The following is a 14,229-nucleotide window of genomic DNA, read 5'->3' as shown; positions in this document are numbered from 1 at the left end:
GTACTGAGCCGTGCGTGGATTTCTTCATGGTTGCCGCGCGTTGGCGGCCGTGTCCTGAGCCGCCCCCCCCCCCCCCACCCCCCCCCCCGCCGCCCCCCCCCCGCCCCCCCCCGCCCGCCCCCCCACTTCTGCAAAGGACAGGACAGGAACGGGCTAGAGCACGTCCTCGTCCACCCAGTCGAAGGTGCGCGTCACTGCCTTGCTCCACAGCCGCATCTGCCGCTCACGCTCTGCCTGGTCCATGTTCGGAGTCCAGCGCTTACCTTCATTCCAGTTCGCTGCCACCTCGTCCGTGGAGTTCCAGAAACCGACGGCGAGGCCGGCGGCGTAGGCGGCACCGAGTGCGGTGGTCTCCACGACCTCGGGACGGACGACGTCCACACCCAGGATGTCCGCCTGGAACTGCATCAGTGCGTCGTTGGCGACCATTCCGCCGTCGACGCGCATTTCGGTCAGCGGAACACCCGAATCGGCGTTCACGGCGTCAAGGACTTCCCGTGTCTGGAACGCCGTGGCTTCCAGGGCAGCGCGGGCAATGTGGTTCTTGTTCACGTACCGGGTGAGCCCCACGATGGCGCCGCGGGCGTCGGAACGCCAGTGCGGGGCAAACAGTCCGGAGAACGCCGGGACGATGTAGACGCCGCCGTTGTCCTCCACCGCGCTGGCCAGCTGCTCGATTTCCGGTGCGGACCGGATGATGCCGAGATTGTCCCGCAGCCACTGCACCAAGGAACCCGTGACGGCGATGGAGCCTTCCAGCGCGTAGATCGGCGCGGCATCGCCGATCTTGTAGGCCACCGTGGTGAGGAGGCCGTTCTCCGACATGATCTTCTCTTCGCCGGTGTTGAAGATCAGGAAGTTGCCGGTTCCGTAGGTGTTCTTCGCGTCGCCGACGCCAAAGGCAGCCTGACCGAAGGTTGCTGCCTGCTGGTCACCGAGGATGCCGGCTACCGGCGTTTCGCGCAGCAACTGGGAGCCGTGCACCTTGCCGTAGATCTCGGAGGAGGAACGGATCTCCGGGAGCATTGAGGCGGGAACTCCGAAGGCATCGAGGATGGACTGGTCCCAGGTCAGCGAGTCCAGGTCCATGAACATGGTCCGGGACGCGTTGGAAACGTCGGTGATGTGCACGCCGCCGTCGATGCCGCCGGTGAGGTTCCAGGTGACCCAGGAGTCGGTGTTGCCGAACATCAGGTCGCCGTTTTCAGCCTTCTCCCGCGCCCCTTCAACGTTGTCCAGGATCCATTTGATCTTGGTGCCGGAGAAGTAGGTTGCCAGGGGCAGGCCCACCGTGGCCTTGAAGCGCTCGAGGCCGCCGTCCTTGGCCAGTTCGTCCACGATCGGCTGGGTACGCGTGTCCTGCCAGACGATGGCGTTGTACACGGGCTTGCCGGTGTTCCGGTCCCAGACAACTGCAGTCTCACGCTGGTTGGTGATGCCGACGGCGGCGATGTCGTGGCGGGTGAGGTTCGCCTTGGACAGTGCAGTTCCGACGACTTCGCGGACGTTGGTCCAGATTTCCATGGGATCGTGTTCGACCCACCCGGCGCGGGGGAAAATCTGTTCGTGCTCTTTCTGCCCCACGGAGACAATCTTGCCGTCGTGGTCGAAGACGATCGCGCGGCTGCTCGTGGTGCCTTGGTCGATCGCTATGACGTACTGCTGCTTGCTGTCTGACACGTTCTCTCTCCTTCGAGTGAATGTCTGGGTGAACCGGTGGGTTACGGGCCTACAGGATCTCGGGCAGTGGAATGTACGAGCCTACCCAGCCGCCGAGGGCGCCGCCGACCAGCGGGCCGACGACCGGAACCCAGGCGTACGACCAATCGCTGTTGCCCTTGTTCCGGATGGGAAGCAGTGCGTGGACAATACGCGGGCCGAGGTCACGGGCAGGGTTGATGGCGTAACCGGTAGGTCCGCCCAGTGATGCACCAATGCCGACGACCAGCAGCGCCACGGCCAGCGGGCCAAGACCCGAGGGCGTACCGGCGAAGGCCACGATAGTGAACATCAGCATGAACGTGCCGATAACTTCCGTCACGGCATTCCAGCCGTACGAACGGATCGCAGGACCGGTGGAGAAGACGCCAAGGATGTTCGCGGGATCCGCCTCGTCGTCGAACTGCTTCTTGTATGCCAGCCAGGCGGCAACGGCGCCGATCATGGCTCCGAGCATCTGACCTGCGAAGTAGACAAGCGTAGAACCGATGGAAACCTCGACGCCGGGAACGAACTCGTCGGCGCCGCTGGTGATGATGCCGACGGTCACAGCGGGGTTGATGTGTGCGCCGGAAATGGCGGAGGCGTACACACCGGCAAACACGCCGATGCCCCATCCCCAGTTGACCATCAAAAACCCGCCGCCGTTGCCCTTCGTCTTGCCAAGGGCGACGTTGGCGACAACGCCGCAGCCCAGGACTATCAGCGCTGCGGTCCCCATCATTTCGCTGAGGAATACCTGTCCAAGAGTCACCACGACTCTCCTCCGATCCGTTAGTTTCGCGCTAAGGGTGTAAGTGAGGATAAAAGCACTGCTCAGGAGGCGCTTCAAGCGAGATTCCACTTTGGGAGCCTCTCGGCGCACTGTAAGGCCCTATGGAATCAAGCTTTTCCCCAAAAGGCCATAAACCAGGGGAAACTCCAGTAGGGGTTTGGAATACCGGTCCCGCCGGCGCGGTGCCGAACGAAGTGCATGCCTGCTTCTCTCGGTAGAGTTGCAGCATGGAACCGGCAGCAAAAGTGACCCTGAACAACGGCGTACTCATGGACCAGGCTGGGTACGGGACCTACAAGGTGCCTCCAGCGGACACCGCTGCCCTGGTCAGTGCGGCGCTCACGCTCGGCTACCGGCATATCGACACGGCTGCCCTGTATGGAAACGAAGAGGGCGTTGGAAAAGCGGTCCGGAACTTTACCGACGCCGGGCATGTGGTCAGGGAAGACCTCTTCGTCACGTCGAAACTGTGGAACACCGACCAGGGGTACGACGCCGCGTTCCGTGCCTTTGACACGTCCATGGAAAAACTCGGCTTCGACTACCTTGACCTGTACCTGATCCACTGGCCCTGTCCGGCCCGCGGCCTGTTCACGGAAACCTACCGTGCTCTCGAAGAGCTGTATGCCCAGGGGCGTATCCGGGCGATCGGCGTCTCGAATTTCCATCGGGAGCACCTGGAAGAGCTCATGGACGCGTCCAGTGTGGTGCCCGCGGTGAACCAGGTGGAGGCTCACCCGTGGCTGAACCAGTCGGACCTGAAGAAATTCCACGACGCGCATGGGATCCGCACCGTCGCCTGGAGTCCCCTGGGCCGCGGCGCTGTACTTGCGGATCCGGTCGTCAAAGCCATCGCCGGGGACACCGGGCGCTCGGCCGCACAGGTCATCCTGCGCTGGCACCTCCAGAACGGCAACACCGTGATCCCGAAGGCAAGCAGCGAAGACCGGATGGCCGCCAACCTGGACATTTTCTCCTTCGAGCTCAGTGCCGAACAGATGTCCGCGCTCAATGGACTCGACTGCGGCCGCCGCACCGGGTCAGATCCCAGCGAGGTGAACTAGTGGCCTTGCTTCACCGGCACGCAGTTTCCGGCGGAGTCCCGCTGCCCTACGAACGCCAGGGCAATATCCGTACTCTCCCGGTGCTGGGAACCGCGCAGCGTTTCTGGGACTTCCCCGCCGCTGCGGACCGGGAGGAAGGGCCGGCGATTTTCATGGTGCACGGCTTCCGCGGAGACCACCACGGCCTGCTCCGCATTGTCGAGGCACTGCCGGCGCACCGGGTGATCGTGCCGGACCTGCCAGGATTCGGCCAAGGCGCAGTCCTGCCGGGCACGCATGATGCGCAGGCGTACGCTGATTTCGTGCGCGGGTCGTTCCTGGCGCTCGGACTCAGCCCCCGAACCGTCCTGCTCGGCCATTCCTTTGGGTCCATCATCGCCGCCCGCCTGGCTGCCGGCTCCCCGGAGCTGATCAGTGAACTCATCCTGGTCAACCCGATCTGCGAACCGGCACTGGAAGGCCCCAAGGGCATCACGAGCAAGATCGCCGAGCTGTATTACCTGGCCGCGGCGAAACTGCCGGAACGCCCGGGGCACGCACTGCTGACGAATCCGCTGATTGTCCGTGCCATGAGTGTGCTCATGGCAAAGACCCGTGTCCCGGGACTGCGCCGCTGGATCCATGCCCAGCACGATGCCTACTTCAGCGCCTTTGCCTCCCGCGCCGTCGTCCTGGAAGCTTTCCGGTCCTCCATTTCCGAAACGGTGCGGGATTCGGCAGCACGGCTCGGCATGCCCGTCCTGCTGATCGCAGCGGACCGGGACGACCTCGGTTCAATCCCAGCCCAGCAGCGCCTGGCCTCAATGATTCCGGACGCAGAGCTGGAGATCATCGAGGGAGTCGGCCACCTGGTCCACTACGAGGCACCCGATACCGCTGCAGCGCTCATCACCGATTTCCTGGAGCGGAGGCACGTCACCTCATGAAAATCGTCTTCGACGCCCGGTTCACCCGCACGGACCAGCACGACGGGATCAGCCGCTACGGCGCCAGCCTCATTGAAGCGGTCTCCCGCCGCGCCGAGGTCCATATGCTCATCAGCGATGAACGGCAGCTCGCACTGCTGCCGGACGTGCCCTGGACCAAGATCAATTCACCGCTCTCCCCCGCCGAACTCTTCGTGGCCCGCCATGTGAACAAGCTGGGCGCCGACGCCGTCGTCTGCCCGATGCAGACCATGGGGTCCTGGGGCCGGCAGTATCCGCTGATCCTGACCCTGCACGACCTGATCTACTACCAGAACCCAACACCTCCGGGTTTCCTGCCGGCACCGGTGCGCCTGCTGTGGCGGCTCTACCATCTGGCCTACTGGCCGCAGCGCCTCTTGCTCAACCGCGCTGACGTCGTCGCCACCATCAGCCACACCACGAAGGACCTGATGACGCGGCACCGGCTGACCCGGCGCCCGGTGCGCCTGGTCTCCAACGCTCCGCAGCCCGGCACTGTCCCCCGGGATGCCGGCAGCCCGCCGGAGAAGATCCTGCTCTACATGGGATCGTTCATGCCCTACAAGAATGTCGAAACGATCGTCCGCGGCATGTCCGGTCTTCCCGGCTACGAATTGCATCTGCTCAGCCGGATCACTCCGGAACGGCGTGCGGAGCTGGAAGCGCTCACCGAAGACCCCGCGAGCCTCGTGTTCCACAACGGCGTGAACGACGAGGACTATGATTCCCTGCTGCGGCGGGCAACAGCCCTGGTCACGCTCTCCAAGGCGGAGGGCTACGGGCTGCCGGTGATCGAATCCATGGCCGCCGGCACGCCGGTGATTGCCAGCGACATTCCCATCTTCCGCGAGGTCTCCGGCGGAGCTGCCCTCCTGGTGGACCCCGACCGTCCCAAGGCGTTTGCCTCGGCAGTGGATGAACTTTCGACGCCGGAACGCTGGCAGGAGGCCTCGGGCGCCGGGGTACGGCGGGCAGCCGAGTACGACTGGGACAACTCCGGGGCACAGCTGGTGCAGGCCGCGGAAGAGGCGTCCCGCCTGTTCGCCGGCAAACGCCGGGACCGACGCCGCCGAACTGACCGGCGGCCCCCGAAGGGCTAGGCCAGCCGGACGACCATCTTGCCCCGGTTGGCGCCTTTCATCATGTCGATGAAGGCCCGGGGTGCGTTCTCCAAGCCGTCAACGAAGGTCTCGTCGTAGCTGACTTTCCCGTCCCGCAGCCATCCGGCCATCAGCCCGGCGAATTCGCCGGCGTACCGGTTGTAGCTGTTGGCAATGAAGCCGCGCAGCGTGAGTTCCTTGCCGATCGCCTGGAACAGGTTCCGGGGAGCGCACTGCGGCTCGGTGCTGTTGTAGGCAGAGATGGCTCCGCACATGGCCACCCGGCCGTATTTGTTCAGGACGGAAATGGCAGCTTCCAGGTGCTCGCCCCCCACATTGTCGAAGTAGACGTCAATGCCGTTCCCGGCGGCTGCTTCCCTGAGCTGGTCCTTCACCGGACCGTCGTGGTAGTTGAACGCGGCGTCGAACCCCAGTTCCAGCAGGCGCTCCACCTTCTCCGGGGACCCGGCGCTGCCCATAACGCGGCCGGCGCCCAGTGCCTTGGCGATCTGTCCGGCCATGGAGCCGACCGCCCCGGCAGCTCCGGACACGAAAACTGCGTCGCCCTCCTTGAATTCCGCGACTTTGGTCAGCCCTGCCCAGGCCGTGAGTCCAGTGAGTCCCAGCGCACCGAGGTAGGCGCTGGCCGGTGCCAGCCCGGTGTCGATTCCCCGGGCCCGCTTTCCGTCCACCACCGCGTAGTCCCGCCAGCCGCAGCTGTGCAGCACGGTGTCCCCCGGCTTGTGCGCCCCGGATCGTGATTCCACGACTTCACCCACTGCGCCGCCTTCCAGGGGCTGGTCAAGCTGGAAGGGCGGCACGTAGGACTTTGCGTCATTCATCCGCCCCCGCATGTACGGATCAACGGACATCAGGGTGTTCCGGACCAGCACCTGGCCGTCCTGCAGCTCCGGGACCGGCACCTCCGTGAGCCGGAAATTCTCGTCCGCGGGCCACCCGTCGGGGCGCGACGCAAGCTGGATCTCACGGCTCTTCTCGGGATAGGACATGGATCTCCTTTCAGGCGTGCTCCCCCGGACACACAGATGAATTATCAGCATCCTGTCTATCACGAGTACTTCCGCCGGCCTACGCGCCGGTTTGGCCTAACTCACACCGTTTCAATTGGGGAAGGCAGAAACGCCGGACCTAAAATTGCTACACCAAGAACGACTTTGCAGGAGTTGATCGACATGCCCATGGGGGACCTGCCCCGGGATCCCGAACATCTCAGGGCGGTACTGCAGGCGCGCAGCGCGGCGCGAGGAGGCACCGCCGTCGACCTTTACCGGACCGATGGCTACCTGGTGCTCAATGCAGATCTTCCGGGAATTGATCCCGGTTCCCTCCAGGTGGAAATAGACGGACCAGCTGTCGTGATCCGTGCTTACCGCACGCTTCGGGGCATGGACCGGGATACCCGCTGGGACGTCCGTGACCGGGAAGCCGGGCAGATCCTCCGCCGCGTGATGGTCGGTGAAAGCGTTGACGCTGCCGGGATTGCGCCGCACTATGCCGCCGGAGTCCTGAGCCTGTACCTTCCCGTGACGGAAGGACGCCGGCGAAGCGTCCCAGTCGTTTTTCCCCGGCAGGAGCTCCCCGGCGAAGCTGCCTAGGCGGCTACAGGATGTCTTGTCCGTCAACCCTGATGTAGACAGGATCACCGGTGCGGCGGGCCGAGAGGGCAGCCTTGGCGGCGCGCATCGCCGAGGTGAGTGCGGCAGCGTCGGCATAGGGGAAGAAGCACAGCGTGCGCCAGCGCAACGCACCGTTCAGTGTCCCCTGTTCCTCGCTGCGGTACGACGCCGTGTCCTCCACCGGTGCCGGACCCACGATCCGTGCCGTGTCCGGCACCGCCAGCCGGGCAATGAATCCCTCGAGGCCTTCCCGGGAACCGGTGAGCTCGGCAAACCTGACCGCCGGAGGCAACCCCAGTTCCCGGCGGAGCCCCAGCTCCCGCTCCGCTGCACCTGCCGGGTCCCACCGCAGGAGATGTCCCACGGTGGCGGAGTCGTCTGCAGTCACCACCACCACTCCCCCGTCGGCGGCGGGCCGAACCAGCGCGGCGGCGGTCAGCCAGCGCCGCAGGGTCTCTTCCTGCGCATGCAGTGACTGCCGCGACAGCATGGCCGTGCCGTCCAGCAGCAGGCCGGCGGCGTAACCGGACGGCGCAACGGGCTCGGCTCCCGGAGTTGCCACCACCAGCGCCGGCGCATCCGGAACCTCGGTGCGGATATGGTCTCCGGCGGAGGAAATGACGGGCACCGACGGAAAGGCCCGCCCCAGTTCTTCGGCAGTGCGGCCGGCACCGGCGGTCGAAGCACGAAGCCGGAAGCTTCCGCAGGAAGGGCAATGCCACCGCGGTTCCGGCCGTGCGCACCAGCGGCAGGCGGGCAGGGCGTTGCGGCCGGCCTGCGCCAGCGGACCCTGGCATTGCCGGCAGCGTGCGGGTTCACGGCAGTCCTGGCAGGACAGGGCAGGTGAAAATCCGGTACGAGCCACCTGTACAAGCACCGGCCCGCGCTTGAGACCATCCTGTGCAGCTTTCCAGGCAGCGTGCGGGATCCGGGCCCGCGCGGCAAGCGGGTCGCGTTCCATGCTGAAGCTATCGGCGGTGCTCACCACCCGCGGCGTGGACTTCCGGACCAGCGGACGCTCGGCGCTGAGCGCGGCCGCCCACCCGGACTCGACAAGCCGCTGCGCTTCGGTACTGCGGGCATGGGAGGCGACGAGCATGCCGGCTCCTGCAGCCTCTGCCCGCAGCAGCAGGACGTCACGGGCATGCTGGTACGGGGCCCGCTGCTCGGCGTGCAGGCCGTCGGCGTCATCCCAGATGCAGACCAGGCCCAGGTTGGCCACCGGAGCGTAGGCCGCAGAGCGCGTGCCTACGGCAACAGACGCATCCCCGTAGAGGAGCTGGAGGAAGCTGCGGTAGCGCGGCGTCGGACCGTCTTCACCCGTCAGGCGCACGGCCGTACCTTCGGGTATGCGGGCCTGCAGGGCTGCCATGACGCGCGCCAGGTCCTTCTGGTCCGGCACGACGACGACGGCACCGCGCCCGGAGAGCACCGTCGCCTCAACAGCGGCCGCAATCTCCTCCGGCCATGCGTCGGGGCCGTAACCCCGCAGCGAGGCCAGGACCGCACGCGGGCTGTGACCGGCGGCCAGGTGCCCCAGGAACCGTGGACCGTGCGGGTAGAGGCGGAAGGGGCTGGTGGTCTCCGGGACGCTCCCGGCTTCGGCGCCGGGGGCATCGGTTCCGGCGGCTTCGGCGCCGGTGCCGGGACCGCTGCCGGGGAGATCGGCCTTCAGGGACCCGGTGACCGTCCGGCCGGCGAATTCCTTCTCCACCCGGGCAACGCGCGGCGGTACTGCCACGCGCAGCACATCGTGAACCGATCCCGCATACCGTGCCGCCACGGCCTCGGCCAGCGAAAGGATCTCCGGACTGAGGACGGGCACCGGTGATACCACCTTGCCGAGGTGCACCAGCCGGGCGGCAGTCTCCGTGGATTCCAGCCGCGCGGTGAGGAAACCGGGAAGCTCCTGGCCCCCGAACCGGACCTTCACGCGCACGCCGGGTAGCGCCGCGCCGTCGAGCTCCGCCGGGACAAGGTAATCGAACGGGCGGTCAAGGTGCGGAAGCGGTGAATCCAGCAGTACGCGCGCAATCGGCAGGGCCGGTGCCGGTTGGGCCTTGCCGACCGGAGCTGCCGGCTGGGCAAAGCCGTGCAGCAGCGAAAGCTGGACGGCCTCGCTTTCCGGGGTGCCGTGGCCGGCCCGCTCTCCCATGGGGGCTAGGCGTTGAAGTAGCTGCGCAGGTCCTCGACCTTGTCGAGGCGCTCCCAGGTGAAGCCTTCCTCTTCACGGCCGAAGTGGCCGTGTGCCGCAGTCTTCTGGTAGATGGGCCGCTTCAGGTCCAGGGCGTTGATGATGCCCAGCGGACGCAGGTCGAACACGTTCTCAATGGCGTCGGCAATGCGCGCCGGGTCCACCGTTTCGGTGCCGAAAGTTTCGACGTAGATACCCACGGGGCGGGCCATGCCGATGGCGTAGGCAATCTGGATTTCCACCCGGCGGGCCAGGCCGGCGGCCACCACGTTCTTGGCCACCCAGCGCATGGCGTATGCAGCTGAGCGGTCCACCTTGCTCGGGTCCTTGCCGCTGAACGCTCCGCCGCCGTGGCGGGAGAAACCGCCGTAGGTGTCGACGATGATCTTCCGGCCGGTCAGTCCGGCGTCCCCAACCGGGCCGCCGATCACGAAGGGCCCGCCGGGATTGATGATGTGCCGGACGTTCGAGGTATCCAGGTCGGTACCAGCCAGGACCGGCTCCACCACCTGGGAAATCATGTCAGCGTGCAGCTTCTCCTGGTCCAGGTCTGCGGCGTGCTGGGTGGAGACGACCACGGAGTCAACGGAAACCGGACGGTCGCCGTCGTACCCGATGGTCACCTGCGTCTTGCCGTCCGGACGCAGGTAGGGCAGCATGCCGTTCTTGCGGACCTGGGTCAGGCGCTCTGAGAGCCGGTGTGCCAGCCAAATGGGCGTGGGCATGAGGACACTGGTCTCGTCACTGGCGAAACCGAACATAATGCCCTGGTCGCCGGCTCCCTGCGCATCGAAGGGGTCGACGGAGGTCCCGGAGCGGTTCTCCACCGAGTTAAAGACCCTCGAGGCGATTTCCGGGGACTGCTGGCCGATCGAGACGGAGACGCCGCAGCGGGCACCGTCGAACCCGTTGGCAGACGAGTCGTACCCGATGTCCAGAATCGTGTCCCGGACCAGCTGGGGAATCTCCACGTAGCCTTCCGTGGTCACCTCACCCGCGACGTGCACCAGTCCGGTAGTCACGAGGGTCTCCACGGCAACCCGGGATTCGGGGTCTGCCTTGAGCAGGCCGTCCAGGATCGCGTCGCTGATCTGGTCACAGATTTTGTCCGGGTGCCCCTCCGTCACAGACTCGGAGGTGAACAGCCGGAGGGTGCGCTCGGCGCTGGCAGGCGTATTGCTGGAAGTCACGGGTTTACTCTACTTCGTTCCGGGGACACTCCCCTTCGGGGGACGTGCGGTGCGACTCGGGGCACAGCAGCGTCGGCTAACTTCTTACGGTTACTTGGGTTAAAGCGACGGCAGGGGCACGTCAAGCTCTTCGGCAATCCGGTCCAGGATGTGCCCGGCGATCTCCGCCTTGGTGCCGGAAACAGTAACCGGCTCGGTTCCGGGGGCGTCCTGCGGGGAGAGTATCCGCACCTCAGTGGTGTCCTGGCCGAAGACCAGCGAACGGCCTACCTGGTTCAGGACCAGCAGGTCACAGCCCTTGCGTTCCAGCTTGCGGCGCCCGTATTCCAGGACAGAGGACGTGCCGTCACCGGTTTCGGCGGCAAAGCCGACGATCAGGGCCGGGCCGGTCCCTAGTTTGGCACGCCGCTGCACAGTCTCAGCCAGGATGTCGGGGTTCCGCACCAGGGTGATGACCGGATCGGCTCCGTCGTCGCGTTTCTTGATTTTGTTCTCGGCCAGCTCGCCGGGGCGGAAGTCCGCGACGGCGGCAGCCATCACCAGGATGTCTGTCTCCGCTGCGGACTGATGCACCGCGTCGCGCAGTTCCAGGGCGGTCTCGACCTGCACCAGCTCGGCGCCGGCCGGAACAGGGACCTCCATATGGGCAGCGATGAGCCGGACACGGGCACCCTCAGCAAGGGCAGCTTCGGCGATGGCAGCGCCTTGTTTCCCGGAGGAGCGGTTGCCGAGGAAGCGGACCGGGTCCAGGGGTTCCCGGGTACCTCCGGCGGTGACCGTTACGGTCTTTCCCGCCAGCCGGCCCGCAGCGGCCCGTACAGGCGCGGCTGCTGCCAGGGCGGCGGCAAAAATCTCCGACGGTTCCGGCAGTCGGCCGGGACCTGAGTCCTTGCCGGTGAGCCGGCCCGATGCCGGTTCCATGACGACGGCCCCGCGCGACCGCAGGGCGGCCACGTTCGCCTGGGTGGCGGGATGGTTCCACATTTCGGTGTGCATGGCCGGGGCGAAGAACACGGGCCCGCGTGCCATCAGCAGCGTATTGGTCAGCAGGTCGGAGGCCAGTCCTGCCGCGGCCCGCGCCAGCAGGTCCGCGGTGGCCGGTGCCACCACGATCAGGTCGGCCTCATGGCCGAGCCGGACGTGGTTCACCGTGTCCACGGCGTCGAACACCGTAGTACTGACGGGGTGGCCGGACAGCGCCTCCCATGTGGCGATGCCGACAAAACGCGTGGACGCCTCCGTGGGCACGACCTGGACGGTGTGTCCGGCTTCGGTGAACAGGCGCAGCAGCGATGCCGACTTGTAGGCTGCGATGCCGCCGCCTACCCCCAGGACAATGCGCACGCCTGCCCTACCTCCCTTACGGTGGTTCCGCCAGCGGCTTATTCCGCGGTTTCGTTCGCGCGGACCACCAGCATGCCGTCGTTGATCTCGCGCAGGGCGATGGACAGCGGCTTCTCGTTGAGCTTGGTTTCCACCAGCGGGCCAACGTATTCGAACAGGCCTTCGTGCAGCTGGGAGTAGTAGGCATTGATCTGGCGGGCGCGCTTGGCGCCGTAGATGACCAGGGCGTACTTGGAATCAGCGGCCGTCAGCAGGTCGTCGATCGGCGGGTTGATGATGCCTTCAGGCTGGGTAGACAAAAGATCTCCAAAGTTTTCGTGCGGATCAAGAACAGCAGCTCAGCGTTGGCGAGGGCTGATCCCCATGAGTGAAACGAGCTCTGCTGCAGCCCGCTGAACGTCATCGTTGATGACAGTGTGATCGAACTCGGGCTCGGCAGCAAGTTCCAGTTTAGCGGTTTCCAGCCGGCGCTGCTGCTCATCGGGTGTTTCCGTGCCCCGGCCGACCAAACGGCGGACCATTTCGTCCCACGACGGCGGTGCCAGGAAGACGAAATTAGCCTCGGGCATGGACTCCTTGACCTGGCGCGCTCCCTGCAGATCGATTTCCAGCAGGACCGACCGGCCCTCTGCCATCGCTGCCTCGACCGTCCGCCTCAGCGTCCCGTACCGGTTATGGCCGTGGACGACTGCCCACTCCAGCATCTGGCCGTCGGCGATCAGCTGGTCGAACTCCTCGCCGCTGACGAAGAAGTAGTGGACGCCGTTTTCTTCGCCCGGGCGCGGAGCCCTGGTCGTGGCGGATACGGAAAGCCAGACATCCGGGTAGTTGTCCCGGATGTAGGTGGACACAGTGCCTTTGCCAACGGCGGTGGGACCTGCCAGAACTGTCAGCCGCGGTTGCGACACGTAGACCTCACTTGGTTTGTTGAAGGTCCGACGCCGCCGCCCGCGGTGCGCGGAACAGGCTCAGTCGGACTCGAGCAATTCAATCAGCGCCTTGCGCTGGTGGACACCGAGACCCCGCACGCGGCGGGTCGGGGCGATACCCACGGTAGCCATTATTCCAGCTGCGCGCCGCTCCCCCACACCGGGCAGTGCACGGAGCAGGTCGACTACCTTCAGGCGCCCCACGGCTTCCTCGCCGGAACGCGAAACGATGACCTCTTCGATGGAGAGATCACCGGACTTGATCCTGGACTTAATCTCAGCCCGCACCGTGCGGGCGGCGGTGGCCTTTTCCCGCGCCCTGGTGCGCTCTGCTTCAGTCAGTGGTTTGAGGTTCAATTGACTCTCCCGAACGAAGTCAGACCGCCCAGGCCCTGTTTGGCCCGGCGGTCAGTCGGTTACTTGGGCTAGTGTCCGAACCTATCCGCAAGGTGTCCGCTTTGCAACGGATACCGGCTCCGAAAGCCGCAGCGAACCTCCTACCAGCGGGGCAGCCCTTCCAGCGTCCGCTCCGCTGCCGCCTGCAGCGACGCTTTGTCCGGACCCGCTTTAAGAATCTCCCGGCTGGAGGTGGCCAGGACGTTGCGGTAGGCGCCGCCGAACGTGGCCTGCAGGTCCCGGCCCGTAGCACCCTGGGCACCCAGGCCCGGAGCCAGGATCGGCGCGTTTGCGGCTTCCAGGTCAATGCCCAGATCTGCCAGCGCCGTGCCGACGGTCGCGCCAACCACGAGGCCGGTGGAACCCAGAGGCAGCTCCCCGGCGTTTTCGGCACCCACGGCATTAACAATGCGGGCGGCGACCGAGCGTTCTCCTCCGACGTGCTGGACGGAGGCACCTTCCGGATTCGACGTCAGGCCCAAAACAAACACCCCGCGGCCGGTAGCTGCCGCCAGGTCCAGTGCCGGACGCAGCGATTCGTAGCCCAGGTACGGGCTAAGCGTCACCGAGTCCGCGGCCAGGGGCGATCCTTCACGCAGCCAGGCATCAGCGTACGCGGCCATGGTGGAGCCAATGTCCCCGCGTTTGGCGTCCGCGATGGTCAGGACGTCCGACTGCGCACAGGCTGCCAGGAGCTTCTCCAGCACCGCGATGCCGGCGGAACCGTGGCGTTCGTACAGTGCCACCTGCGGTTTCAGCGCAGCTGCCCGGTCCCCCACCGCATCCAGGACGGTGAGCGAGAAACGCTCCAGGCCGGCGGCGTCGTCGTTCAATCCCCAGGCAGCCAGCAGGCCGGGATGGGGATCAATGCCGACGCAGAGGGGCCCGCGTGCCTGGACCGCTGCCCGCAGGCGCGCACCAAACGGTGCGCGCC

The 14,229-nt window shown here is 66.1% G+C and carries 14 protein-coding genes; 4 read left to right on the top strand and 10 right to left on the bottom strand.

From position 1 onward, the window contains the following. Positions 1-153 precede the first annotated feature (153 nt). Positions 154-1,680, bottom strand: coding sequence for a glycerol kinase GlpK (gene glpK / locus TVB01_RS16085; protein WP_422456915.1), 1,527 nt, complete (start codon positions 1,678-1,680; stop codon positions 154-156). Between the two features lie 49 nt (positions 1,681-1,729). Next, positions 1,730-2,473 (bottom strand): MIP/aquaporin family protein, encoded by a 744-nt coding sequence (locus TVB01_RS16080; protein ID WP_422456914.1) that lies wholly within the window; start codon positions 2,471-2,473, stop codon positions 1,730-1,732. Positions 2,474-2,721: 248 nt separating this feature from the next. On the opposite strand from TVB01_RS16080, the gene TVB01_RS16075 reads away from it, so the two are divergent. The 3 genes from TVB01_RS16075 to TVB01_RS16065 are packed head-to-tail and all read left to right on the top strand — an operon-like array spanning position 2,722 to position 5,605. Continuing rightward, the gene (locus TVB01_RS16075; protein WP_422456913.1) at positions 2,722-3,558 is read left to right on the top strand and encodes an aldo/keto reductase; all 837 of its coding nucleotides are present in this window, start codon (positions 2,722-2,724) and stop codon (positions 3,556-3,558) included. Beyond that, on the top strand, positions 3,558-4,484 hold the full coding sequence (locus TVB01_RS16070; protein ID WP_422456912.1) for an alpha/beta fold hydrolase: 927 nt from the start codon (positions 3,558-3,560) through the stop codon (positions 4,482-4,484). Before TVB01_RS16075 ends, TVB01_RS16070 begins: the two co-directional genes overlap by 1 nt. After that, the gene (locus tag TVB01_RS16065; RefSeq protein ID WP_422456911.1) at positions 4,481-5,605 is read left to right on the top strand and encodes a glycosyltransferase family 4 protein; all 1,125 of its coding nucleotides are present in this window, start codon (positions 4,481-4,483) and stop codon (positions 5,603-5,605) included. Before TVB01_RS16070 ends, TVB01_RS16065 begins: the two co-directional genes overlap by 4 nt. Here TVB01_RS16065 and TVB01_RS16060 read toward each other — a convergent pair. Beyond that, positions 5,602-6,615 carry an NADP-dependent oxidoreductase gene (locus TVB01_RS16060; protein WP_422456910.1) on the bottom strand — a complete coding sequence of 338 codons (1,014 nt, stop codon included), beginning with the start codon at positions 6,613-6,615 and terminating at the stop codon, positions 5,602-5,604. The two genes, TVB01_RS16065 and TVB01_RS16060, sit on opposite strands and share 4 nt — an antisense overlap. A gap of 183 nt (positions 6,616-6,798) precedes the next feature. Here TVB01_RS16060 and TVB01_RS16055 point away from each other — a divergent pair, with 183 nt between their 5' ends. Continuing rightward, positions 6,799-7,221, top strand: a complete 423-nt coding sequence (locus TVB01_RS16055) for an Hsp20/alpha crystallin family protein (RefSeq protein ID WP_422456909.1) — start codon at positions 6,799-6,801, stop codon at positions 7,219-7,221. A gap of 4 nt (positions 7,222-7,225) precedes the next feature. Here TVB01_RS16055 and TVB01_RS16050 read toward each other — a convergent pair whose 3' ends face one another. From TVB01_RS16050 to pyrF, 7 genes are all read right to left on the bottom strand, one after another. After that, on the bottom strand, positions 7,226-9,397 hold the full coding sequence (locus TVB01_RS16050) for a primosomal protein N' (RefSeq protein WP_422456908.1): 2,172 nt from the start codon (positions 9,395-9,397) through the stop codon (positions 7,226-7,228). A 5-nt stretch (positions 9,398-9,402) separates the two neighbouring features. Further along, on the bottom strand, positions 9,403-10,626 hold the full coding sequence (metK, locus tag TVB01_RS16045; RefSeq protein WP_422456907.1) for a methionine adenosyltransferase: 1,224 nt from the start codon (positions 10,624-10,626) through the stop codon (positions 9,403-9,405). A gap of 99 nt (positions 10,627-10,725) precedes the next feature. Then, entirely contained in the window at positions 10,726-11,970 is a 1,245-nt protein-coding gene (coaBC, locus tag TVB01_RS16040) for a bifunctional phosphopantothenoylcysteine decarboxylase/phosphopantothenate--cysteine ligase CoaBC (protein WP_422456906.1), read from the bottom strand. 38 nt (positions 11,971-12,008) lie between these two features. After that, positions 12,009-12,269 (bottom strand): DNA-directed RNA polymerase subunit omega, encoded by a 261-nt coding sequence (gene rpoZ / locus TVB01_RS16035; RefSeq protein ID WP_055241005.1) that lies wholly within the window; start codon positions 12,267-12,269, stop codon positions 12,009-12,011. A 39-nt stretch (positions 12,270-12,308) separates the two neighbouring features. After that, positions 12,309-12,878 (bottom strand): guanylate kinase, encoded by a 570-nt coding sequence (gene gmk, locus TVB01_RS16030; RefSeq protein WP_422456905.1) that lies wholly within the window; start codon positions 12,876-12,878, stop codon positions 12,309-12,311. A gap of 60 nt (positions 12,879-12,938) precedes the next feature. After that, entirely contained in the window at positions 12,939-13,256 is a 318-nt protein-coding gene (gene mihF / locus TVB01_RS16025) for an integration host factor, actinobacterial type (protein WP_422456904.1), read from the bottom strand. Between the two features lie 140 nt (positions 13,257-13,396). Beyond that, positions 13,397-14,229, bottom strand: an 833-nt coding sequence (pyrF, locus tag TVB01_RS16020; protein ID WP_422456903.1) for an orotidine-5'-phosphate decarboxylase, incomplete at its 5' end; no start/stop codon positions are given.

Origin of the sequence: Arthrobacter sp. 7Tela_A1, from assembly GCF_049311065.1 — a bacterium.
In the GTDB taxonomy this organism is placed as follows: Bacteria; Actinomycetota; Actinomycetes; order Actinomycetales; family Micrococcaceae; genus Arthrobacter_B.
This window is presented reverse-complemented; position numbering and strand designations above follow the sequence as displayed.